The sequence below is a fragment of the Aeribacillus sp. FSL K6-8394 genome, assembly GCF_038008865.1.
GTDB classification, from domain to species: Bacteria; Bacillota; Bacilli; order Bacillales; family Aeribacillaceae; genus Aeribacillus; species Aeribacillus composti.
This window is the reverse complement of record NZ_JBBPAA010000001.1, coordinates 437,967-460,752: the sequence shown is the minus strand read 5'-3', so window position 1 is coordinate 460,752 and position 22,786 is coordinate 437,967. Positions and strand designations below refer to the sequence as shown.

General features: G+C 39.0%; 21 protein-coding genes, 2 pseudogenes and 1 riboswitch. Of the genes and pseudogenes, 8 read left to right on the top strand and 15 right to left on the bottom strand.

Going from position 1 to position 22,786, the window contains the following annotated elements:
• Nucleotides 1-5: 5 nt before the first annotated feature.
• From queE to NSR00_RS02070, 5 genes and pseudogenes are all read right to left on the bottom strand, one after another.
• Nucleotides 6-734 (bottom strand): 7-carboxy-7-deazaguanine synthase QueE, encoded by a 729-nt coding sequence (queE, locus tag NSR00_RS02090; protein WP_066247946.1) that lies wholly within the window; start codon nt 732-734, stop codon nt 6-8.
• Nucleotides 734-1,171, bottom strand: coding sequence for a 6-carboxytetrahydropterin synthase QueD (gene queD, locus NSR00_RS02085; protein ID WP_066247944.1), 438 nt, complete (start codon nt 1,169-1,171; stop codon nt 734-736). The genes queE and queD overlap by 1 nt, the downstream gene beginning before the upstream one ends.
• A pseudogene (gene queC, locus NSR00_RS02080) lies at nt 1,171-1,869 on the bottom strand (7-cyano-7-deazaguanine synthase QueC); the annotation flags it as partial. The gene queD and the pseudogene queC, both read right to left, overlap by 1 nt.
• Nucleotides 1,870-2,015: 146 nt before the next feature.
• Nucleotides 2,016-2,059: riboswitch (PreQ1 riboswitch) on the bottom strand.
• A gap of 375 nt (nt 2,060-2,434) precedes the next feature.
• Nucleotides 2,435-3,172, bottom strand: coding sequence for a metallophosphoesterase family protein (locus tag NSR00_RS02075; protein ID WP_340786672.1), 738 nt, complete (start codon nt 3,170-3,172; stop codon nt 2,435-2,437).
• 32 nt (nt 3,173-3,204) lie between these two features.
• A complete protein-coding gene (locus tag NSR00_RS02070; RefSeq protein WP_327848614.1) occupies nt 3,205-4,239 on the bottom strand; it encodes a YkvI family membrane protein in 1,035 nt (344 codons plus the stop codon).
• 243 nt (nt 4,240-4,482) lie between these two features.
• On the opposite strand from NSR00_RS02070, the gene NSR00_RS02065 reads away from it, so the two are divergent.
• The 3 genes from NSR00_RS02065 (at nt 4,483) to motB (ending at nt 8,332) form a co-directional block, all read left to right on the top strand.
• A complete protein-coding gene (locus NSR00_RS02065) occupies nt 4,483-6,603 on the top strand; it encodes an ATP-dependent Clp protease ATP-binding subunit (RefSeq protein ID WP_340786669.1) in 2,121 nt (706 codons plus the stop codon).
• 162 nt (nt 6,604-6,765) lie between these two features.
• Nucleotides 6,766-7,560 carry a flagellar motor stator protein MotA gene (motA, locus tag NSR00_RS02060; RefSeq protein ID WP_340786667.1) on the top strand — a complete coding sequence of 265 codons (795 nt, stop codon included), beginning with the start codon at nt 6,766-6,768 and terminating at the stop codon, nt 7,558-7,560.
• Nucleotides 7,553-8,332, top strand: coding sequence for a flagellar motor protein MotB (motB, locus tag NSR00_RS02055; protein WP_063389361.1), 780 nt, complete (start codon nt 7,553-7,555; stop codon nt 8,330-8,332). Before motA ends, motB begins: the two co-directional genes overlap by 8 nt.
• A 13-nt stretch (nt 8,333-8,345) precedes the next feature.
• Here motB and NSR00_RS02050 read toward each other — a convergent pair whose 3' ends face one another.
• On the bottom strand, nt 8,346-8,792 hold the full coding sequence (locus NSR00_RS02050) for a MarR family winged helix-turn-helix transcriptional regulator (protein ID WP_340786665.1): 447 nt from the start codon (nt 8,790-8,792) through the stop codon (nt 8,346-8,348).
• 173 nt (nt 8,793-8,965) lie between these two features.
• On the opposite strand from NSR00_RS02050, the gene NSR00_RS02045 reads away from it, so the two are divergent.
• Entirely contained in the window at nt 8,966-10,453 is a 1,488-nt protein-coding gene (locus tag NSR00_RS02045; protein WP_340786663.1) for an ATP-binding protein, read from the top strand.
• A gap of 205 nt (nt 10,454-10,658) precedes the next feature.
• Here the strand turns inward: NSR00_RS02045 and NSR00_RS02040 are convergent, their stop codons facing one another.
• Nucleotides 10,659-11,111, bottom strand: a complete 453-nt coding sequence (locus NSR00_RS02040; RefSeq protein ID WP_094245532.1) for a hypothetical protein — start codon at nt 11,109-11,111, stop codon at nt 10,659-10,661.
• A gap of 88 nt (nt 11,112-11,199) precedes the next feature.
• Here NSR00_RS02040 and NSR00_RS02035 point away from each other — a divergent pair, with 88 nt between their 5' ends.
• Nucleotides 11,200-11,931 (top strand): ZIP family metal transporter, encoded by a 732-nt coding sequence (locus NSR00_RS02035; protein WP_063389365.1) that lies wholly within the window; start codon nt 11,200-11,202, stop codon nt 11,929-11,931.
• 22 nt (nt 11,932-11,953) lie between these two features.
• Here NSR00_RS02035 and NSR00_RS02030 read toward each other — a convergent pair whose 3' ends face one another.
• Nucleotides 11,954-12,202: an aspartyl-phosphate phosphatase Spo0E family protein gene (locus NSR00_RS02030; protein WP_063389366.1), complete on the bottom strand. Its 249-nt coding sequence runs from the start codon at nt 12,200-12,202 to the stop codon at nt 11,954-11,956.
• 418 nt (nt 12,203-12,620) lie between these two features.
• A complete protein-coding gene (locus NSR00_RS02025; RefSeq protein ID WP_094245531.1) occupies nt 12,621-12,935 on the bottom strand; it encodes a YbjQ family protein in 315 nt (104 codons plus the stop codon).
• A gap of 179 nt (nt 12,936-13,114) precedes the next feature.
• Here NSR00_RS02025 and NSR00_RS02020 point away from each other — a divergent pair, with 179 nt between their 5' ends.
• Nucleotides 13,115-13,741, top strand: a complete 627-nt coding sequence (locus NSR00_RS02020; RefSeq protein WP_063389368.1) for a 5-bromo-4-chloroindolyl phosphate hydrolysis family protein — start codon at nt 13,115-13,117, stop codon at nt 13,739-13,741.
• A 5-nt stretch (nt 13,742-13,746) separates the two neighbouring features.
• On the top strand, nt 13,747-14,907 hold the full coding sequence (locus NSR00_RS02015; protein WP_340786662.1) for a toxic anion resistance protein: 1,161 nt from the start codon (nt 13,747-13,749) through the stop codon (nt 14,905-14,907).
• Between the two features lie 276 nt (nt 14,908-15,183).
• On the opposite strand, the gene NSR00_RS02010 is transcribed toward NSR00_RS02015, so the two are convergent.
• Together NSR00_RS02010 and NSR00_RS02005 are read right to left on the bottom strand one after the other, a co-directional pair.
• The gene (locus tag NSR00_RS02010) at nt 15,184-15,678 is read right to left on the bottom strand and encodes a methylated-DNA--[protein]-cysteine S-methyltransferase (protein ID WP_340786659.1); all 495 of its coding nucleotides are present in this window, start codon (nt 15,676-15,678) and stop codon (nt 15,184-15,186) included.
• Between the two features lies 1 nt (nt 15,679).
• Entirely contained in the window at nt 15,680-17,836 is a 2,157-nt protein-coding gene (locus NSR00_RS02005) for a PAS domain S-box protein (RefSeq protein WP_340786657.1), read from the bottom strand.
• A 174-nt stretch (nt 17,837-18,010) separates the two neighbouring features.
• On the opposite strand from NSR00_RS02005, the gene NSR00_RS02000 reads away from it, so the two are divergent.
• The gene (locus tag NSR00_RS02000; RefSeq protein ID WP_066247926.1) at nt 18,011-19,012 is read left to right on the top strand and encodes an acyltransferase family protein; all 1,002 of its coding nucleotides are present in this window, start codon (nt 18,011-18,013) and stop codon (nt 19,010-19,012) included.
• Nucleotides 19,013-19,296: 284 nt separating this feature from the next.
• Here the strand turns inward: NSR00_RS02000 and NSR00_RS01995 are convergent, their stop codons facing one another.
• The 4 genes and pseudogenes from NSR00_RS01995 to NSR00_RS18000 all read right to left on the bottom strand — a co-directional run.
• Nucleotides 19,297-20,016 (bottom strand): LutC/YkgG family protein, encoded by a 720-nt coding sequence (locus tag NSR00_RS01995; RefSeq protein WP_340786655.1) that lies wholly within the window; start codon nt 20,014-20,016, stop codon nt 19,297-19,299.
• On the bottom strand, nt 20,013-21,446 hold the full coding sequence (locus NSR00_RS01990; RefSeq protein ID WP_340786654.1) for a LutB/LldF family L-lactate oxidation iron-sulfur protein: 1,434 nt from the start codon (nt 21,444-21,446) through the stop codon (nt 20,013-20,015). Before NSR00_RS01990 ends, NSR00_RS01995 begins: the two co-directional genes overlap by 4 nt.
• An 18-nt stretch (nt 21,447-21,464) precedes the next feature.
• A complete protein-coding gene (locus NSR00_RS01985) occupies nt 21,465-22,184 on the bottom strand; it encodes a (Fe-S)-binding protein (protein WP_340786652.1) in 720 nt (239 codons plus the stop codon).
• 141 nt (nt 22,185-22,325) lie between these two features.
• Nucleotides 22,326-22,762 (bottom strand): annotated as a pseudogene (locus NSR00_RS18000) (IS1634 family transposase); the annotation flags it as partial.
• Nucleotides 22,763-22,786: the final 24 nt, after the last annotated feature.

Sequence of the window (22,786 nt, the reverse complement as noted above, 5' to 3'; positions counted from 1 at the left end):
TTCATTTACACTCCGCGCTTGTTTCCCCAAACAAGTGCATGAAGCTGCGGCAAAACTCGAGCATCGTTCATTTCTTTTGATTGAACAGTCAATTCGATCAGCCATTCTAATTTTTCTAAAAGTTGATTTCTCAGGAGGTGATCATTTTGTTCGTTTACTTGATCATTTCCAGGCTGCAAATAAAATGAAATATTTGGATAGCGAAGGTGGACGTTTTTCGCGTAATCAAAATCTTCCTCATTAAAAACAACAACTTTTAGACTAACATTGTCTTTCCGTCCGCCATCGATCAGCCGCTTCATAATGTCATCAAGCACAGTAAAGTTCGTTTTCATCCCTGAACTAGGAGGCTTGGGAGAAAGAGTTAAATCATCGATTAGTAAAAACCAATCTTGATAACGGCTTCCCTGTGTCTCCAGTGCAGTGCGAAATCCTTGCTCCCTTAAAAGGATAATCAATTCATCCAATCCTCTAATCAATGCCGGATTTCCGCCCGAAATGGTGACGTGATTGAAGCGATCGCCGCCAAGCTCAATAAGATCGTCCAAAATTTCCGCTGCTGTCATTTGTTTAATTTCATCTTTTGCTGAACCGTTCCACGTAAAAGCTGAATCACACCAGCTGCATGAATAGTCGCAACCGGCCGTTCGGACAAACATTGTTTTTTGTCCGATCACCATTCCTTCCCCTTGAATGGTCGGTCCAAAAATCTCGATGACCGGTATTTTTTTCATTATTTCATCTCCCTTTTCGGACGGTACACAACATAGCTTGTCGGCGTTTCTCTGACAAACACCTGCAAGCATTTCGGTTTATTCGGGAGTACATTTAAATGATCCTGGACAATTTCCCAAATTTTCCGCGCAACCACTTCTGTCGTTGGAAAGTCTTCGCTGTTTTGACCATTGAATACATCCGTATGGTCATTGAGTAGCGTATGGTCAAATCGATCATGAACCCATTTTTTTAAATGCTGAAAATTCACAAGGAATCCTGAATCATCAAGCTGATCACCGCAAATAGTGAGATTGACGAAATACGTGTGGCCATGTACACGGGCGCATTTCCCCGCTTTTTCATGCGGGATGTAGTGTGCAGCAGATATTTGCATATCTTTATTCAGCTCATAACTATAATTATGAAAAACTTGCGGATAAAATTGATGAAGCATCACGTATTAGCTCCTTTTTCAGCCAAATATTGTTCCAATCCCCTTTTTCTCAATAAGCAAGCAGGGCATTCGCCGCATCCGTCGCCAATAATGCCGTTATAGCACGTCAACGTTTTTTCGCGAATGATATCGAACACCCCTAACTCATCGGCAAACTTCCACGTTTCCGCTTTATTGATCCACATAAGCGGCGTGTGAATCACAAAATCCTCTTCCATCGCTAAATTAATCGTTACATTGCAGGATTTTACGAACACGTCCCGGCAGTCAGGATAGCCGCTGAAATCCGTTTCACATACACCTGTCACAATATGTTTCGCTCCCAGTTGTTTCGCCAAAATGGCGGCAAATGTCAAAAAAACTAAATTCCTCCCCGGAACAAAAGTGTTGGGAAGCTCTCCTTCCTTTTGTTCAATTTCCATATTTGAACGCGTTAATGCATTCGGCGCCATTTGATTTAATAAGGACATGTCCAGCACATAATGAGGTATGCCGGCTTCGTTCGCAATGTTTTTCGCTGCTTCAATTTCCTGTGCATGCCGCTGATTATAATGAAACGTGACAGCGGTCACCTCATCAAATTGTTTCTTCGCCCAAAACAAACAAGTTGTACTGTCTTGTCCTCCGCTAAACACAACGACCGCTTTCTTATTATCCATTTGAAAACGCTCCTTTCTGAAAAAAGAAAGCCATTCACACTGCCTAGCTTAAACAGAAACTGATGCTTCTTTTTCTGCTACAGTGGCGGAAGCAAGCTGTTCAGAAGCCTTTCGAAATCATCATAAATCTATTCAACTTCTAAACCTTTCGCAAACATTGAAAAAACTATATCCCAAGGATATAGTTTTCCTTAGTTTTTTATAGAGGGTGTGCTAGAACCTCTCCCGTTTTTTCGAAACGGATTTTTATTCAAGTTGTATCTTATTATATCATACAGAATTGTTTATGCAAACGGCATGCTCCGACTGGAGTCACTCAAGACTTTGTGGGCAACTTTTTTAATCGCTATTTTTTGATAGCGAAATCACTTTTTTCAGGGTACCCTCTTGGTAAAAAAATCTCCTTTTTCAAAAAACAGAATTGAGCCGAGCGTTTGTGGGCAATTTTTTATCCTCTAAATGTAGTCCATGATCATTCTACCAGGAGCAGCCGCACTTTCTTATATTACTGCCACACTTTCCCTTTCATTTAATGAGCAATCAGAGTTCTCATTAAATGAAGGCGCTAATTTTTACCTACAATAATTTTACTTTTACCTCCGCATCATGCCTTTTCCAAGCCTCTGTAGCGTGAGGTCGTTAATTCCTGAATATACTCTTTTAGTTCCGGCATTTCTTTTTTTCTAGCTAATTGAATGGCAAGGTCAATATCATATGGAACACGTATGTGCTGAATCGAAAAAGGAGCCCTTTTCTCCGAGTTGAACGTGCCTTCCAAAATGCAGTAGGATGCTTCGGGCAGGTCCAGCGGATTACCGACACTGCCTGCATTAAAAAGCGTTTTACCGGATAAATGCTGTATAAAGGCATTATGAACATCACCGTATCCGACAACATCCGGCTCCTTCGTTCCCAAACCGGTTTCAACGCTGTTTTCAAACATGGACAATCTTTTTTCAATCGAATCCCAAGGCTGTACTCTTATCCAGACGCTGAAAGGGGATGCATGAAAAAGCCGCAGCCGGCGGCCGCTCATATAAAAATCAATGGAAAACGGGAGGCTACGCAAATATTCTATGTCTTCTTGCGACAACTGATTTTGATGCCAGCGAACGACATCGTTTACATCTTCCCTTGTAATCAGCTCGTCCCAGTTTCCTTTTAAAACAAAATCGCAGGAGCTGCGGACGATATCGATCGCTTCTTTTGATTCAGGTCCTTTTCCGACAAGATCTCCTAAACAAAAAATTCGATCTACATTTCGCAAGCTTATATCTTTCAATACAGACGACAACGCTAGAATATTCCCATGTATATCAGAAATGACCGCGATTTTATCCAAATAAACTCCTCCTTCATTTCCCTACTATTTTATCATGATTTGTTATCGTCTGGAATTTTTTTGAACATTAATAATATGAAAAAGGCAATGCTCATATACCCGAACAGCGGATAAAGCGTGGAAATGAGCTTTCCGTATCCTATCAGGCTGACTAAATAACATAATAATAGGATGAAAATGACACCAGCGATTTTTGCCAAAGGCTTTTCCGATGATAATTGCCGTTCCAAACCATACAGATTGCCGATCAACGATGAAAATATTTCTCCAAAAATAACAAGGATGTATATGTAATAAAAGCCTGAAAACAGCTGCTTGACAATTTCAGCCATTGGGATTTCAAAAAGCCCGGCGTCCGGCAAATGCAGAAGAGAGAAATAGCTGGAAAATAAAATGAAGCTTAATCCGAGACCGCCTACAACTCCGCCCAATTTAATGGCGCTTTCATCCTTTATTGCGTTTGCGAGCGGAACAAGTACAGCCTGAGCAAGAGAGAGATTAAAAGAAACATATAAAAAGCTTGATTTGACTGGTTGAAACACTCCATCCAACGATAAATCGATAAAATCACCCCTAATGATGGCTTCAATGGAGATGATCAGGCTAAACAAAATAAAAAGCGGAACAACCAATAGATTGACGGAAGACAGCCCTTTGACTCCAAACGAAATCACAGCAATGGAAAGCACAATCGTAAAAAAAATTCCAAATTGCTTTGAAAGCGACAGTTGCTCTTCAAAAATCGCCCCCGCCCCCGACAGCATGACCGATGTGATGCCAATCAGCATCATAAACATCAAGCCGTTGACTACATAAGCTGACAACGTCCCAAACAAAAATTGGTTCAACTGCAAATACGAAGATGCATTAATGCGTCTTCCGATCAACATCATTTTCGTTCCCAGCCAAACAAATAAAACGGCAGAACAAATAATTCCAACAATTCCTCCAGCGCCGTATTTTGAAAAAAACTCAACGATCTCTTTTCCCGTTGCAAACCCTGCACCGATGACAGTGCCGATATAGACAGAAGCTATTTGAAGTGCCAATACCCATTTATTGCTCATGTTTCACCCACCTTACTTTATCAACAATATATGGACAAGAAGGGAAAAAAAGACGAAAAAAATTTATAAAAAAGACTTGAAAGTCAAAAAAGGTCAAAGTATAATAAAGTCAGAAAAGGTCAAACAGTGAATCTAACTATTGAATGATTGAGATTGTCTCTTTGATTCCAAAAGGTCAAAGAAAGTCAAAGAAGTTTCTTCTTTTAGTCAAAGTTAATCAAAGTCAAAAAGGAGGAATGCTATATGTTGTGTGAAAATTGCCAAACAAGAAAAGCCAATGTTTTATTAAATGTACAAATCAATCACAACAAACAAGAAATGCGTCTCTGTCAAGAATGCTATCAACAATATAAACAAAAAATCCCAAGTGGTTTTTACGGATTCAGCGGTTTCGATGAATTATTTCAATCATTTATGCCAAACTCTTTTGAGAGCTTTGACCAAGCTGTTCAAGCACAACCGAAATCAGGGGGCGGAAAACAGAACGGCTTCCTCGATCAATTCGGCCGAAATTTAACGGATGCTGCAAAAGCTGGGTTGATTGATCCTGTCATCGGCCGCGATGATGAGGTAAGACGAGTGATTGAAATTTTAAATCGACGCAACAAAAATAACCCGGTTTTAATCGGAGAACCAGGCGTAGGGAAAACAGCTATTGTGGAAGGACTAGCCTTAAAAATTTCTCAAGGAGACGTTCCGCAAAAATTAAAAAATAAAGAAGTTTATTTGCTGGATGTTTCATCACTTGTCGCCAACACGGGAATTCGCGGACAATTTGAACAGCGGATGAAGCAGCTAATTCAAGAATTGCAAGCCCGGAAAAACATCATCCTGTTTATCGATGAAATTCATCTTTTAGTCGGCGCTGGTTCTGCGGAAGGTTCTATGGATGCCGGCAACATATTAAAGCCAGCTCTCGCCCGCGGTGAGCTTCAAGTTGTCGGAGCAACAACTCTAAAAGAATACCGGCAAATCGAAAAAGATGCAGCCCTTGAACGACGCTTCCAGCCGGTTATTGTGAAAGAACCTTCCATTGAAGAAGCGATCAACATTTTAAAAGGAATTCAAGAAAAATATGAACAATACCATCAAGTCAAATATTCAGAAGATGCGATTAAAGCTTGCGTCACACTATCTCATCGATATATTCAAGACCGCTTTTTGCCTGACAAAGCCATCGATTTAATGGATGAAGCTGGTTCAAGATTAAACTTAAAAGCCGAGCCGGCTAATGAAGCAGACATCCACGAGCGGCTTAAACAAATTGCCCATGAAAAAGAAAAAGCGCTAAAAGAAGAACGATACGAACTTGCAGCTAAGCTTCGCGACGAAGAAGCTGCCCTTGAAAAGCAGCTTGAACAAGGAAAGGACAAACAGCAAGCAATCGTTCAAGTAGAAGACATTCAAAAAATCATCGAAGAAAAAACCGGCATACCAGTCGGCAAGCTGCAAGAGGATGAGCAAGCAAAAATGAAACATTTAGAAGAAAACTTGGCGAAAAAAATTATCGGCCAAGAGGATGCTGTCCGGAAAGTGGCAAAAGCCATTCGCCGCAGCCGCGCTGGATTGAAAGCAAAAAACCGACCGATCGGATCCTTCCTGTTCGTCGGCCCGACTGGCGTTGGAAAAACGGAATTGTCGAAAACATTAGCTTTGGAGCTGTTCGGTTCAAAAGATGCCATGATTCGCTTGGATATGAGTGAATATATGGAAAAACATTCCGTTTCAAAATTAATCGGCTCGCCTCCAGGCTATGTCGGACATGAAGAAGCAGGACAATTAACGGAAAAGGTTCGTCGCAACCCTTACTGCATTATCCTGCTGGATGAAATTGAAAAAGCTCATCCAGATGTACAGCACATTTTCTTGCAAATATTAGAAGACGGACGCTTGACAGACAGCCAAGGCCGCACCGTCAGCTTCAAAGATACGGTCATTATTATGACCTCTAACGCTGGAGCAGGTGCAAAACAAGTTCACGTCGGTTTTAACAGCACGGTGGAAAAAGAATCAAGCATCCTTGAATCTCTCGGTTCATTCTTTAAGCCTGAATTTTTAAACCGTTTCGATGCCATTATCGAATTTAAACCGCTTGATAAAGAAGATTATTTGAAAATAGTTGATTTGATGCTTGAAGAAGTTCGGAACACGTTGAAAGAACAAAACATTTCATTGGACGTAACAGAAAAAGCAAAAGAAAAATTGGTAGAAATCGGCTATCATCCATCGTTCGGCGCTCGTCCGCTTCGCCGCGTCATTCAAGAACATATTGAAGACAAAATTGCAGACATCCTGTTAGACGGTGAAGTGCACAATCATTTAATCGCCGACGTGGAAAATGAAGAAATCGTTATTCGTTCATAACAGCTGCCCTAACAGTCCATTAGGGCAGTTTTTTTATTTGGGAACAGCATCGCCAAAATCGATTCGATGAATGTGTCGCTTATTTTTTTATCAAATATAAAATTTTCGTCTTTCTTTGTCGATATAATAATTGAATATAGAAAGAAGAAGGATTTGATGAACATGGACAAAACATCAATTATCGGCATTTTTTTAGGAATTATGGCAATTATTGTCGGCATGGTTTTAAAAGGTGTCAGTATTTCCGTTTTAATCAATCCGGCAGCTATCGTCATTATTATCATCGGAACGATTGCTGCGGTCGTTATTGCCTTTCCGACAAATGAAATTAAAAGAGTACCGAAATTATTCCGCGTCTTATTTAAAGACACACAAACTTATACGATTCAAGAGTTGATTGTCCTTTTCTCTGAATGGGCGCAAATCGCAAGGAAAGAAGGATTGTTGGCGCTGGAAGCTAAGCTTCAGGAAATAGATGACCCATTTTTAAAGACCGGTTTAAGCATGGCTGTGGACGGTCAGTCTGCCGAGTTCATCCGAGATGTTATGACAGAAGAAATCAATGCAATGGAAGAGCGGCATGAAGCAGGCGCAGCCATTTTTTCTCAGGCCGGCACGTATGCTCCGACTCTTGGCGTATTAGGAGCTGTATTAGGTTTGATTGCCGCACTAGCCAATTTGGAAAATATTGAGGAGCTCGGACATTCGATCAGCGCCGCGTTCGTTGCTACTTTGCTCGGAATTTTTACAGGATATGTTTTATGGCACCCGTTTGCGAACAAGCTGAAAAGGAAATCCCAGCAGGAGGTGCTCGTCCGACAGGTGATGATCGAAGGCATTCTTTCAATTTTAGAAGGACAGGCACCGCGGACGATTCAGCAAAAATTGGCATTTTATCTTCCTGAAAAAGAGCGGGCAAAGATTTCTGATGAAGGAAGTGTTACGTCCGATGCGTAGTAGAAAAAAAAACCGCAATGACCATCATACAGATGAAAGCTGGCTTATTCCCTATGCTGATATTTTAACCCTTTTGCTTGCGCTCTTTATCGTCCTATTTGCTCTCAGTTCGATAGATGCCCAAAAATTTGAACGTTTGGCAAGAGCTTTCAATTCCAATTTTGACGGAGGCATAAGCGTTTTAGAATATCCGAGCCCTCTACCACAACAAGAAATGGAAAACATCGAAGAAAACAAACAAAATGGAAAAGTGCAAAATGAGCCTCATGACAATGATGAATCGGGAAACAGCGATCAAGAGGAATTAGCGGAAGTTCAAAATCGGTTTAATCAATACATTGAAGAAAACAACTTGAAAAACAATATTAAAACATCACTAAACGAAGAGGGTTTGTTAATCACGATTCGGGACGATATATTGTTTGATTCGGGCAGCGCCAAAGTGAGAAAAAAAGATGAAATTTTGGCTACTGACATTGCCAAAATGCTCGCCATGGGCAGTGCCCGCAACGTGGTTATCAGCGGACATACAGACAATGTACCGATTCATAATTCAAACTTTGATTCAAACTGGCATTTAAGTGTTATGAGAGCCGTAAATGTGATGAAAATTATTTTAGAAAACAAAAATCTCGACCCAAGCAAGTTCAGTGCGAAAGGATACGGCGAATACAAACCCGTCGCTTCCAATGATACAGCAGAAGGAAGACAAAAAAACAGACGGGTGGAAATTCTAATTCTTCCAAACAATAAAAAAGCGGAGCCGAATTAAGCCGGTTCCGCTTTCATTTTTCTTTCGCATGGTACCCTACTTTTTTTAATAGATTAATCGCTGTTTCCTTCTCATCTTCTGTCAAAATATTCACGATCGAATCAATCATCTCTTGATGAGAAGGAAAGATTTCTTCAATCCATTTTCTCCCCTTTTCCGTTATTGCCGCATATGTGACACGGCGGTCTTTAGGGCATGCTTTTCGAACTAACAGCCCTTTTTGCTCTAATTTATCAATAACATACGTAATGCTGCCGCTAGCTAAAAGAATTTTTCCGCCGATTTGTTGAAGTGGCTGATCTCCTTTGTGATACAAAAGCTCTAAAACGGCAAATTCCGTTAAGTTTAATCCATATGATTGAATGTGCTTGTTAACTTGATCATTCATTGCGCGATAAGCACGTGAAAGAACGATAAAAAATTTTAGAGATTTTTCAATACTGCTGTTATCCTTAGCCAACTTTCATCATTCCTTTAGTATTTCAATGTCTTGAATTATAATAGTGAAACTTCTCATTATTGTCAATCACTGCATAGAAAATTTCAGAATAAAAAAACTTTTTTTAACCCGATCTTCTTTCAAAAGATCATGCTATAATAAAAAGGTTGATGAAAAAGAAGGAGTTTAAAGAAATGCTGGACTTAACACATCGCCATAAGGTTTTGCTTTACATTTTGATCGTAATCCTGCCCACTTTTCTGATTTCGTTTATCATATGGGAAAAACAAAAAAATATTCTCTTTTCGAAACATGAAAAAGAAGCCGTATATATGCTAGACATTCATCAAAGTCAAATTGACCGCTTAATCTCGGAAACAAAAACGAGAATGGAAACAATGGCGTTATTCATAGATCAAGAAAATAATCCAAACCAAATTCAAAGAGCTCTAAAAGAAACCCTACAACAAGAACCCCGCTTTACCGGCCTTTATATCGCAAATGCAGACGGAACAATAAAAATCGGCACTCAACCCGTTCCATTACATCATGACATCTCTTCGGAAAAATGTTTTCAATCTGCGCTCGCAACAAAAAAGACTGCTATTTCAGAAGTTCACGATAAAAAGCTTATCACGATCTGCACCCCGATTGTAAATCAGCAAAAAGATGTAAATGGCGTTTTATACGCCACATTAAGCATAAACTATATACAAAATATTATGAATGTACTGAGCCCAGATTTATATATCGTGGTGAGCGACACGAAGAACAACTTTCTTTTCAGTGCAGGCGAAAAAGAAAAGGACGCTTCCGAAAAATCTGTTCAAACTGATATTACCCAGCTTCCATGGGTGCTGAAAGCGTCGGTCGCTCCGGTCAAGCCGTTGGAAATCTCTCAAGTTGTTTTAACTTATGCCGCCATTGTATACATTTTTTTTAATATTATTTTTTTGTTGATCCAATATTATTTGCTGAAACGTAAAGCAAGATTGGAAGAAGAAAAAATTAAAGCGCAAAAGCTTGAACTGGTCGGTACTCTCGCTGCCAGCACAGCGCATGAAATCCGAAATCCTTTAACTGGAATTAGCGGGTTTATTCAACTGTTAAAGAAAAAATATCAATCAGAAGAAGATCAGCATTATTTTTCCGTCATAGAAAAAGAGATCGACCGAATCAATGAAATTGTGAGCGAATTTCTCGTTCTCGGGAAACCAACTGCTCATAAACACAAGCCTTATGACTTAAATCAAATTATCGACGAAGTCATGCCGATCATTAAATCGGAAATCAATCTCCATCGAACAAATTTTCAAGTTCATATGGATCGGCATAATCCTATTCGGATTTATTGTACAAAAAATCATATTAAACAAGTTTTGTTAAATTTAACGAAAAATGCTTTAGAAGCAATGGACATGAACGGATCATTAGAATTGATTGTCAAAAAAGAAGCAAATCTTGCAGTTATCAAAGTGATCGATACAGGGAAAGGGATTCCTGAAAAAATGATGGAAAAAATTTTTGACCCATTTTTTACGATGAAAGACAGCGGCACCGGACTTGGACTGGCAATATGCAAACGCATTGTCGATATGTATGACGGCACCATTGAGATTGAAAGCAAATTGAATGTCGGCACAACCGTGACGATAAAGCTGCCGCTATCAAATAGAAGCTGAAGCTCGATGTGATTCTGAACTAGGCGAAAAATAGCCTTCTTGTTCTAATGTAAGCCGCATCTAAAAATGCTTGATGATGCATTTGATGCAGGATTGGTAGAAACCGATGAAAGCGACGGTTTCTACCTTCTTTTATCTATTTTTGAATCAAAAACCGATTAGAGGACCTGGGCTAAAAAATGCTGAGTCGTAGCCAATCATTTTCTTATGATGAATGATATCTTGACATGCGGCTTCCGCTTTTTCCTTTTCTTCCTTTTTGAGAACGTGTTTTTCCCATTATTTTTACTGCACCTTTATAAACGATATAAATGCTCAAAAAAGCGAAGAACAGAGCGAGAAATCCCCATAGTCCTTGCACAATATCTTCAAATTCCATATTTCCTCTATTCGTTATTTTTTGTTGAATCTCAATGGCAAACACTATGACAACTAGTACGGTCATTGTATAAATAAACGATATACATAAAATGCCGAATTTTGCTATATATTTAAATACCACATGTGTAATGAAAAAGATAACCATGCCGAAAATGCCGATGATCCAAAAATGCAGCTGTTTATCTGTTAATTGAAAACCAGCCATTTCTACTAAATGGATAATATTGTCATGAAAATCATTAATCAGTTCTACAATAAACAAGAGCGCTTCTTTCATATAAAATCTCCTTCTATTGATAAAATAACAAATCTATTATAAAACATTATTATCAAAATTTATTTTTTCTGAAAAGGGGTACGATTTTATGTACGACGTATATATTGGGAGTTTTTTATCAGCAATGTCTACAGGTTTAGGGGCTGTCCCGATTCTTTTTTTGCAAAAAACGATTAAACATAGAGGAAGAGATTTATTATTAGCATTCAGCGCTGGGATTATGATGGCTGCTTCCATGAGGGGGTTGATACCTGAAGCATTAGCAAACGGAAATATAATGAAAATGTGCATCGGATTAATACTTGGAGTGCTTATATTAACAATTTTAGAGAAAAATATTCCTCACATTGAACTGGAGCATACGAAAGAAGGAATACAATTTGACGAAAAAGCATTGCTCATTATCTCGGCGATCACCTTACATAATCTCCCGGAGGGTCTATCTGTCGGAGTAAGTTATGCCTCAGAGAAACAAGATTTAGGTCATCTAATTGCTCTTGCAATCGGGCTGCAAAATGCACCAGAAGGCTTATTAGTTGCGCTTTTTTTAATCAATCAGAACATTTCCCGCATCAAAGCCTTTTTCATTGCAACGTTGACAGGAGCGATCGAGATTGTCACATCTCTAATAGGGTTTTATTTAACAACATTTGTTGAATCTTTAGTTTCTTACGGTCTTGCTTTTGCTGCAGGAGCAATGCTTTTTATCATTTATAAAGAATTGATTCCGGAAAGCCACGGCGATGGTCATGAATTGACTTCGACATATTCTTTTATTTTCGGAATTTTATTTATGATTGTGCTGACTGAACTTTTTTAAGCTTGTCAAATATGTGTTTTCTTTATTTTTCAACCGTTGCAACAAAAGGATTTGTTAATGTCCATTTCATAGGGTGGAAAATCGATTGATTTTTCTCATCGCTGCTTACCATTTGCTGGTATTTGTTTAAAAGCTTGTCCAGTTCTTGGCTCAGCTCAATCGTCTCTTTGCTGTTCATCCCGTTTACTTGAGCCATCTCAATCATTTTTTGCCTTTTTATTATGATTTCTATGAACAGCTTTTCTTTGCGCAGCTCTTCTTCCGTTGCCATTTCTCATATCCTCCTTCCAAATCTCGCGGTCTAAAGACACGCACTCGGTTATTATTACAGATTCTACTATTTTTGTAAATAGATTCGCAAATTTAGACAATATTTTTACACAAGTATTTGACAATCCTCTTTAATATTTACGTAAGGAGGATTGTCAAAACATTCATACAGTCGTAAAAAGCTTATCCAAAAGCCTTTTTAAAAGAAAAAATTCGACTTCTTTTTTACTCGCTGACAACAGACCAAAGCTTATTGCCTCAATAACCGCTGCCGTTTTATAGGTCGAAGGACAATATTTGAGCAATGATAAGATGCTTGTTTTCTATTTAAAATATTGTCGGAAATTTCTTTCCTTTCATTAAGAAAAGCTGCGCTTATTTCTATCATCACAATGACAAGCCTAAAAAACAGCGCAATTTTATCGGATTTTTACAGCTGTTCCAGTTGCTACAACCATCATCATCCCATCTCGTAATGTTTCAAAGTCAAGATCCACTCCAATCACAGCATTGGCTCCCAGATTTTTAGCTTTCGCTGTCATTTCTTCAATAGCTACTTCCCTACCTTCTGAAAGCTTGCTTTCATATGCGCCGCTCCTGCCGCCGACAATATCCGTAATGCCTGCCAAAAAATCGCGGACAATGTTTGCCCCAAGAATGGTTGTACCGCTGACAATCCCCAAGTATTCTTCAATTTCCTTTCCTTGCAAAGAATTGGTTGTTGTAATAATCATGGATTTCCCTCCATTATTTATTTTTGTACTTTATTACGTTTGAAAAAACGTTTCGTTCCATTCCGATTCACAAATCATTCTACTTTTTCTCTAAATTGTAGTAAAATTGTAGTAAAAAGCGAAACCTTGCTTTCCGTTTGTTCGTAAATTTATTAAACAATGCTGACAGGGGTAGGATCATGAAATCGATATTCTTGTTTTTCATAAGAAGTTTTATTGCTGTTTGTTCGATGTCTGTTCTTTGGTTTGCCTTGTTTTTAGGATTTGACCAAGCTTTCATTCAATCGTCTTTGTATGCTGTTGCAGGCGGTATTATCGTCTATTATATCACCAAATGGCTGCAAAAAAGAAATTGGCTGAAGCAAAACGGATTGACAGCCAGTGAATACAAATATGTACAGGAAAATTTAAAAGAAGCAAGACAAAAAATTGCCCGACTGCAGCGCACCTTATTTAGAGCCCGATCGCTCGGAACGATTCAGCAGCTTGTCGAAGCAATCAGGCTTTCCAAACGTATATATCATGTCGTTGAAAAGGAGCCGAAACGCTTCTATCAAGGCGAATCATTCTTTTTCTATCATTTAGATTCTTGCGTGGAGCTTGCAGAAAAGTATACGTTTCTTTCCGCCCAGCCGATCCGCGATCAGAACGTTAAATCATCATTGGAAGAAACGAAGCAGATGTTGAATCAAATTTGCGAATCATTGGAGAAAGATTTAATCACCGTTTTATCGAATGATATCGAACATCTTCAATTTGAATTAAATGTTGCGAAAAAACAAACAACGAAATGGAAAGATAGGTGATTACGTTGGAAGAAAAGAATGAGTTGGATCTATTAGATGATCTATTAAAGGACCCATTTGGAGAAAAAGAAGATAAGCCCGCATCACCTTTAGCAGTCGGCGAAGAAGAACAGCCGAAAAAATTTATCGACATGCTCTCACAGGAGCATAAAGCAAAGGCTGCACAGCTGGCAGCTCAAATTGATTACAAAAACCGGCATTCGATCGTCCAATTTGGGGCTTCCGCTCAGCAAAAACTCTCCAGTTTTTCCCACGAAATGCTGGACTATGTTCAAAAAAAGGATATCGGGCCTATAGGCGATATTTTAAAAGAGCTGATGAGCAAACTCGAACAAGTAAACCCGGAAGAATTAAAACCGGAAAAACAAAACTTCTTCTCTCGTCTTTTCAAGAAAATATCTAGTTCGATCAATGAAATTTTATCCAAATACCAAAAAATCGGGGCACAAATCGAACGCATTACAGTCCGGCTGGAAAATTCAAAAAAAGCGCTGATGTCCGATATTCAATTGCTCGATCGTTTATATGAGCATAATAAGGAATACTTTCACGCGCTAAACATTTACATCGCTGCTGGTGAATTAAAATTGGAGGAGCTCCATACAAAAGTAATACCGGAATTGCAAAAAAAAGCGGAAACAACTGGAGATCAAATGGCGGTTCAAGAAGTAAACGACATGCTTCAATTTGCTGATCGGTTGGAAAAACGGATCCATGATTTAAAGCTATCTAGGCAAATTACAATCCAAACGGCTCCGCAAATCCGGATGATTCAAAATATGAATCAAACATTAGCGGAAAAAATCCAATCCTCCATTTTGACGTCTATTCCTTTATGGAAAAACCAAATTGCGATCGCTCTCACCTTATATCGGCAAAAAGGAGCACTGGAGGCCCAAAAGCAAGTGACGAAAACGACGAACGAGCTGCTTTTGAAAAATGCAGAAATGCTGAAAGCAAACACAATTGAAACAGCCAGGGAAAATGAACGAGGCATCGTCGATATTGAAACGTTGAAAAAAACACAGGACGACCTAATTTCAACAATCGAAGAAACGCTCAGGATCCAACAGGAAGGACGTCTAAAAAGGCAGCAGGCTGAGCAAGAACTAATGCAGCTCGAGAAAGACTTAAAAACGAGACTATTGCAATTTAAACAAGAATAAAAAAGACAAATCGGGATGATTTTTATAGAGGAAAGATTTTACACATATACAGCTGTTGAGTGATTTCGTCCAAGCTTTTTTAAATGCTCATGCAGAACCGGCACGGCATTTACATCATATAAACAGCAAATTTTTTAAGGGGCTGTCTAATAAGTCGTTTTTTGGCTTATTGACAGCCCCCTTATGTTTTAGAAACGTTGATATATCGATGTTTATGATTTTTTGTTTTCAAAAATGGATTTGACTTTCTGGACAGCCCCTTCATTTTGAAAGGTTCTATGATGCCCAATTTTTGCATTGCTCTAATTGCAGCAAAAAAGCTTTTTTATCCGTTTGATTGCCTGCATAGCCTACAAGCGCTCCGTTTTTGCCAATCACCCGATGGCAAGGAATTATGATCGGGATAGGATTCGCTTTATTGGCTTGGCCAACTGCCCGAACAGCTTTCGGATTTCCGATCCCATCTGCAACATATTGATAGCTTCTAGCTTCACCGTATGGAATGTTCATCAACTCTTTCCATACTTTTTGCTGAAATGAAGTGCCTTTTGGAAAAATGGGAAGGGAAAATATTTTTCGTTTCCTTTGAAAATATTCCTTAAGCTGTTTCGCTGCCTCTTCCAATAGATCCGTTTTATGTTCCACAACTTTTGAAGATGCCAGAAGCTCTGTAAGCTCCTGCTCGTCCATCAATAAAGAGACAATTCGATTCTTTTCCTCTATAATCCCGATCGTTCCAATAGGGCTGTTCATTGTATGCAAAAAGCACATCCTACACACCTTCTTGACCATTGATAGGGAGCGAAATATAAAATGTCGTTCCATACCCTACTTTGCTTTTGACATCAATTTTCCCATTGTGCTCTTTAATAATTTTGTAGCTTACCATAAGACCTAGGCCTGTTCCCCGCTCTTTCGTTGTATAAAACGGCTCCCCAAGCCGCTTCAGTTTATTTTTTGGAATGCCTGGCCCTTCATCTTGAATGGAAATTTGAACCCGGTGATCATCTTCTTTTGTAATCGAAACATAAATATTGCCTCCATTTGGCATCACTTCGATTGCATTTTTTAATATGTTAATAAAAACTTGTTTTAATTGATTGGGTTCGCAAAATATATCCGGCACTTCCCCGTAGTCTAAATGAATTTGCACATTTACTAGAATAGCCTGTGCATTTAACAATTCTATCGTATCTTTCATGATTTTCACAATATTTTTTTGTTCAAATCGAACAGCTTGAGGCTTCGCCAAAATAAGAAATTCATCAATGATTGATTCAATTCGCTTCAGCTCAGAAGTAATGACATTGAAATACATGGAATAATCTTCTTTTATGCTTCCTTGCAGCAGCTGGATAAATCCTTTTAACGCTGTCATTGGATTGCGGATTTCATGGGCTATTCCGGCTGCCAATTCCCCAACAATATTGAGAGTGTCCGATTTTCTCAGCCGCTCTTCGATTTCTTTTCTTTCGGTGATATCGCGAAATATAACTAAATTCATATTTTCAATAATGTGGCGTTTAAATGAACATTCGAGAATTCTTTCCTGCTTATTTTTCACCGTAATCGCAAATTCTTTCGTCAACCCATCCATTTTCCAATCACTTTTAAAATGATTGGGAAAAAATCGGAATATGCAATCACGTCCAATTTGGTCTTGTGTTAATCCTAAAATTTGTATTGCAGCAGGATTGGCATCAACAATTACCCAATCATCATTAAACAGAAGAATGCCGTCCATCGCTCCGTTAAACACATTCCGAAATTTTTGTTCACTTTCACGCAATTCTTTTTCCATTCGTTTCCGGTCACTGATATTTCGCAATATGGTCATATGGGTTTTTTCCTTCGGGTTGTATTTTGATGTGAATTCGAGCTGCTTCTTTTGTCCGTTCGGCATGTAAAACATTAATTCTTCCCGGATGGCACCGGATTTTAAATATTTATCTTTCACCTGCAAAAACTTTGGATCATTTGCATTGATAAATCGCATTAAATTGCTTTTCAACAGTTCATCAAAGGGGAGTTCAAATATGCGACAAGCCCATTGATTCGCGCGTATAATATTTCCAAAATGATCCCAAATAAGGATGGCATCAAGAGCATTTTCAAAAATTTCTCTAAACCTTTCTTCACTCTTCAAAATTTGCTGTTCCATAAGCCTCTTCTCTGTAATATCGCGCAATATCGACATGTAAAATCCGTGTAAAATGTTTGACGTGGTCGTAAATTCAAAAATTTTTCGCGTTCCGTCTTTTAATCGGACAGGCATTTCTCCTTTCATTTTTCCTTTTTCAAACAATACTTCATAAAAATATTTTTTCATTTTCTCATCTTCGATAAAATCTGAAAATTTATAGTTTTTGAGTTCATCACTCGGAATGCAAAAGCTTGTACAAAATGATTGATTGGCATCTATAATAAATCCTTCGTAATCAAAAATGACAATGCCGTCAACAGCACGGTCAAATAAATCCGGAAACAGCTGTTCATTGATCGATCGTTCCTGTTCAAGAATTTTTTTCGAAGAAACATCCCGAAAAATAGCAAGATTGTATGTGCCGTAAATGTTCTCAATGATGCTGTATTCAACATATTTGATTCGGCCGTTTTCCAGTTTTAACATGAGTTCCGCATATTGCTGTTTTTCATGATCAGAAAAATTTTTTATAAATTCGTTTGCTGGCAAAGCTGCTACAAAATCATCTATCGACTTCTCTAGTATGACTTCTTTTTCCATTTCAAAAAGGCGGCATGCTGACTGATTTACTTGAAAAAACTTGCCGTGATGATCTAAAAGCACCATAGCATCTATTGACCGATCGAAAATTTCGTAATATTTTTTTAATTTTTCATTTTCTTGTTGCGCTTTTTTTAAACGCTTTGCCAACAAATCTTCTTCAATGGCTGCAATGTTTTGCTTCAAACTTCCCACCTCTCATTTTAACACTCTCAATATATTTACATTTTCTACAAATTACGTTAGAATCCTTCATGCACTGTCAATTTAGTCAATTCGATGTACCTTTCCGTACGACTGTTTACAAAATGTTGAATTTGTCTTATGTTTTAAATCGAAACTTTTTTTGAAGGTGATAACATGAATGAGAGGAACAGCTACTTTGATAACGCCAAGTTTATATTAATTCTTCTTGTCGTGTTCGGCCATTTTATTCGATCGATGATTGAAGACAATTACATTATGATGAACATATACAAATTTATTTACACGTTTCATATGCCTGCGTTCATTTTAATTTCCGGCTTTTTTGCCAAAGGGTTTAACAAACAGGGATACGTTAAAAAAATAGCCAAAAAACTCATTTTGCCATATTTCATTTTTCATGGCATCTATACAGTTTATTATGTTTTGATTAAAGGCGACAATCTGCTCCATTCAATTGATCCTTTGAATCCGCACTGGTCCCTCTGGTTTTTAATAAGTTTGTTTTTCTGGAACGTCATGCTGATCCCGTTTTCTAAATTGAATAAATTGGTCGCTTTAGGACTTTCGTTCTTTATCGGTATTGCAGCTGGATATTTTGATTTCATCAGCAACTATTTGAGCTTGTCACGTACACTAGTCTTTTTTCCTATTTTTTTAATAGGTTTTTATTTAAAGAAAGAACATTTTGCCATGATGACGAAGCTGCCTGCAAGATCTTTAGGGGCAAGTGCTCTGTTGCTTACATTTGTGACGTATTTCTATTTGCCTTTTGAGTATGAGTGGCTGTTCGGTTCCATGCCTTATTCAGCTTTTGGCGAAACGGATATCTTTTCAGGGCTGGTGCGGCTCGGATTTTATTTTCTTACTTTGATTACGACGTTCGGATTTTTCTCGTTAATACCGAAAAAGCGTCAATTTTTCACTGAATGGGGCACAAGAACTTTTTACGTTTATTTATTGCACGGATTTATCATTCAATCGTTCAGAGACAGCGAACTTGAAAGCTGGCTTACAGAAATAGAAAGCATCACGGTATTCGCCATTGTTTCAATTGTCGTTACATTCTTGCTGTCGAGCCGATTTGTCAAAACGATCGCACAGCCAATCATTGAACTTCGAGCGACAATGCTAAAAAAAATAGTAAAAGGCTTATAAGACCGGGGCTGACGCACACAGACAGTCACATCACATAAATAGAACGGCTTCTAATAGCTTTTCAGAAATAGGTCTTTTCTACAGTCCGAGATGCTGAAACAACAATCTAGAGTAGTTAGAGAAATAACTTCAAAGGCGTCGCAGTTCCTAAACTTTCTAACTTTAAAAACAAGTCATAAGTCAGAGGTCCTAGCGGGGTATGGAAAATTCGAACATTTGCCAAAAAAATCTGGCGAGGCCCCTCGATGGACTTCGCCAGATGTTCAATTTTTTAGTCAATCCATTCAGCAATCTTCAATAATGAGATAGGCTGTTTTAATTGGCCCATGTACGCCAACCACTAAGTTCATTTCAATATCCGCTGAATTGCTCGGTCCTGTAATAAAATTAATGCAGGAAGAAATCGTTTCGCCTTTTTCCACCATTTGATGAAATTTTCTGGCGGCCTGTGTCATTCTAGGGAGGATCGTGCTTTTCGGAATAATGGAAATATACGTTGTCGGCAAAAGGCTGACCGCCCTTCCTTTCCCTCCCCCATTCAACAAGACAACCGTTCCGGATTCAGCCAGTGTATAATCGCTGAACGTAATTCCGATATTTGCACTTTCCGCAATTTGAATATTTTCTTTTCCAAGCTCAGGATCCCATATATGCACGTCTGTTCCTTCGTTTGGCAATTCCTCCAATAAAAAAGGCATCAGCCCGAATGCTTCAAACCGATGATCGTCCCACGTCACAATCGGACCGCCTCCATAAAAAGCAATCGCCTCTTTCAGCGTATTTTTCAATGATTTGGAAGTCGTTCTGTATACATCGACATGAACATTTTTACATTGTTTTATAAATGCATCAACCAGTTCGTCGGAAGAATAACCAGCAAGTGTTTTTTCTTGAGGGTGAAATGACCAGCTGGGCCGTTCCACCCCTTCCTTCCGGGGATTTCGTCCTAACCTTTGAGCTATCATCTGCAAAAACGAATCTCGATTTTGAATCGTTCCGTTCATGAACGATCACCACTTTCTTTTTTACGATTGTGAAACCATTCGCGAAAGCTGTTTTTTTCCGGTGCCGGGAAATCACGTATGGACGTCCAATTTTTCAAAGGACCTGGTCCATTGGAAATTTTCCCGTCTTTCGAAAACGGTTTGAGGGCTGCTGGCGCCAGTTTTGTTCCCCACTGATACAGTTTTTGATTCGATGCTCCTATTCCAAATGCCTTCATCGCCAGCTTCTCGCTTATTGGCGCTCGTCCTTCCTGCTCGACAATTACTTGCCGATGCTTATGGAGAAGTTCATGAAGCGGAATTTTTACGGGGCATGCTTCCGTACAAGCGGCACATAGTGTGGAAGCATAAGGCAATTCTTTAAAATCATCATAACCGCCAAAAAGCGGCGTCAATACAGCGCCAATCGGACCTGGGTAAATCGATCCGTACGAGTGGCCGCCTATATGCCGATATACAGGACAGACGTTAATGCACGCTGCACAACGAATGCATTGAAGAACAGGCTGGAATTCAGTTCCTAAAATTTTGCTTCGTCCGTTATCAACAATCACCAAATGGAATTCTTCCGGTCCGTCAACGTCCTCTTTTTGTTTCGGACCAGTTAAAACCGTTATATAGCTCGTTAATTTTTGACCGACTGCACTCCTTGTCAAAAGACTGACAAGCACATCAAGTTCTTCGAATGTTGGAACTATTCTTTCCATCCCCATGACAGTTATTTGTGTTTTCGGAATGGTCGTCACCATGCGGGCATTTCCCTCATTTGTCACTAAACAAAACGATCCGGACTCGGCAATGGCAAAATTGCATCCTGTGATGCCGACATCAGCTGTTAAAAATTCCTCCCTAAGCATTTTTCTCGCATGGAGTGCAAGCTCCTCAGGCTTTTCTGTTTTCTCATACCCAAGTTTTCGCTGAAACACATCTCGAATTTGCTCCTTATTTTTATGCAGGGCTGGGGCTACAATGTGCGAAGGCGGATCATGATCATCAATCTGCAATATATATTCGCCTAGATCCGTTTCAATAACTTCACAGCCCGCTTCCTCCAAACATTGATTCATATGAATTTCTTCCGTCACCATCGATTTCGATTTGACAATTTTGCGAGCCTTTTTTTTCTTGATAACGCTTTGGATGTAATCGTTCGCTTCCTCCGCTGTTTGAGCAAAAAAAACATGTCCGCCCCTTTTTGCAACATTTTCGCTTAACTGGTGTAAATAATAGTCCAAATTTTCCAATGTATGCTTTCTGATTTGTTCACCGAGCGATCTCCATTCTTCCCAATTGCCAAGCTCTTCAGCAGCTTCCAGACGTCTTTTTCTCAGCCTTTCTTGAGCATCTTGGACTGCATTTCTCATAAAATCGTTTTCAATATTTTTTTGCACCCTTTGATCAAATGGCTGATCCGAAATTTTCATTGCCATCCTGCTTTCCCCCCTCCATTATTCGATACTGTTTAACACCTCAGCAATGTGCATGACCTTCACTTGTTTATTTTTCCTGCTTATTCTCCCCCCGATATTCATTAAGCAGCCGCAGTCTGCCCCGATTAAATAGTCGGCATCGGTTTCCTCAATATTCCGAACTTTTTCATCAACCATTTGTTCAGATATTTGTTCCATTTTGACGGAAAACGTTCCGCCAAAGCCGCAGCAATCATATGCATTTGGAAGCGGAACCAATTCAAGCCCCTTCACGTTTGCCAGCAATTTAAATGGTGCCTTCTGAACTCCAAGAAGACGGGTCATATGACATGATGTATGATAGGTTGCTTTTCCTTTTAATGTTGCGCCCACATCTTCCAAATTTAAAACATCTACAATAAACTGTGTTAATTCATACGTCTTATTTGCAAGCTTTTGCGCCTTTTCTTTCCAAACCGGATCTTCATCAAAAATGTGCGGATATTCCTTAAACATCGTGGCACATGATCCGGAAGGTGTGACAACATAATCGGCATGTTCAAAGGTGAGAATCATATTTTTCATCGCTTCTTTTGCCGCTTGAACATATCCGCTGTTATAGGCAGGCTGTCCGCAGCAAATTTGGCTTTCCGGAAATTCTACTTCGCATCCAAGTCTTTCTAAAAGCTCAACTGTTGCTTTGCCTACTGAACCGTTAAATACATCCACTAAACATGTGACAAATAATGAAACTTTCAATTTTCTCCCCCCGCCTTGTGAAACAGTTTCAACTAAGATGTAACCCTTTTCTTTTCACTTTATCGCTTTTTTTATCTTTAGTCAACAGGTCATCTGATGACTAGGAAGGAATATGCTTGCTTTATTCATAAAAAAAGCCGCCGTGTCGATCCATTGTTTGAAGATATCATACTTACTATTGGGATCCATGAGACGGTTTAACACCATGGCAAAAACGGCTTCGTCATACTGAGAAGCAGCCTCGGAATCATCCATGATTTTACATAATAGCCGACCAAGCCCTAACTTTTCCCATACCTTTCGGAACAGATAAACCGGCCCAAACTCTTTTGTCCAAAGCACGGAGACAGAAGAGGAAGAGCCTTGCCCGTGAATTCGGTCAAAGTAACGCTCTGAAAATTTGATTAATCCCTCGATTTATTTATCGACAGAGCCATTCTCTAATAAATGCTCTAACCCCCCTAGATTATAAAGCGTTTGTTGCCGAACTTTATTGTCTACACGAAATGTACGACATATTTGTAGATATTGACGAACAGAACCATTTTTATTTTTTGCTTATTAATTCGAATATACATATGTGGGTTTATTTGGCATGTATT

Bases quoted from the DNA above. Each gene is read 5' to 3' on its own strand.
- NSR00_RS02070 (WP_327848614.1), bottom strand. From the start codon at position 4,239: ATGAGCAATAAATGGGTATTGGCACTTCAAATAGCTTCTGTCTATATC.
- NSR00_RS02010 (WP_340786659.1), bottom strand. From the start codon at position 15,678: ATGTGCTTTTTGCATACAATGAACAGCCCTATTGGAACGATCGGGATT.
- NSR00_RS02030 (WP_063389366.1), bottom strand. From the start codon at position 12,202: ATGGCAACGGAAGAAGAGCTGCGCAAAGAAAAGCTGTTCATAGAAATC.
- NSR00_RS02025 (WP_094245531.1), bottom strand. From the start codon at position 12,935: ATGATTATTACAACAACCAATTCTTTGCAAGGAAAGGAAATTGAAGAA.
- NSR00_RS02000 (WP_066247926.1), top strand. From the start codon at position 18,011: ATGAATGAGAGGAACAGCTACTTTGATAACGCCAAGTTTATATTAATT.
- NSR00_RS02035 (WP_063389365.1), top strand. From the start codon at position 11,200: ATGTACGACGTATATATTGGGAGTTTTTTATCAGCAATGTCTACAGGT.
- queE (WP_066247946.1), bottom strand. From the start codon at position 734: ATGAAAAAAATACCGGTCATCGAGATTTTTGGACCGACCATTCAAGGG.
- NSR00_RS02020 (WP_063389368.1), top strand. From the start codon at position 13,115: ATGAAATCGATATTCTTGTTTTTCATAAGAAGTTTTATTGCTGTTTGT.
- NSR00_RS02045 (WP_340786663.1), top strand. From the start codon at position 8,966: ATGCTGGACTTAACACATCGCCATAAGGTTTTGCTTTACATTTTGATC.
- NSR00_RS02065 (WP_340786669.1), top strand. From the start codon at position 4,483: ATGTTGTGTGAAAATTGCCAAACAAGAAAAGCCAATGTTTTATTAAAT.
- NSR00_RS02040 (WP_094245532.1), bottom strand. From the start codon at position 11,111: ATGAAAGAAGCGCTCTTGTTTATTGTAGAACTGATTAATGATTTTCAT.
- motB (WP_063389361.1), top strand. From the start codon at position 7,553: ATGCGTAGTAGAAAAAAAAACCGCAATGACCATCATACAGATGAAAGC.
- queD (WP_066247944.1), bottom strand. From the start codon at position 1,171: ATGCTTCATCAATTTTATCCGCAAGTTTTTCATAATTATAGTTATGAG.
- motA (WP_340786667.1), top strand. From the start codon at position 6,766: ATGGACAAAACATCAATTATCGGCATTTTTTTAGGAATTATGGCAATT.
- NSR00_RS01990 (WP_340786654.1), bottom strand. From the start codon at position 21,446: ATGGCAATGAAAATTTCGGATCAGCCATTTGATCAAAGGGTGCAAAAA.
- NSR00_RS01995 (WP_340786655.1), bottom strand. From the start codon at position 20,016: ATGAACGGAACGATTCAAAATCGAGATTCGTTTTTGCAGATGATAGCT.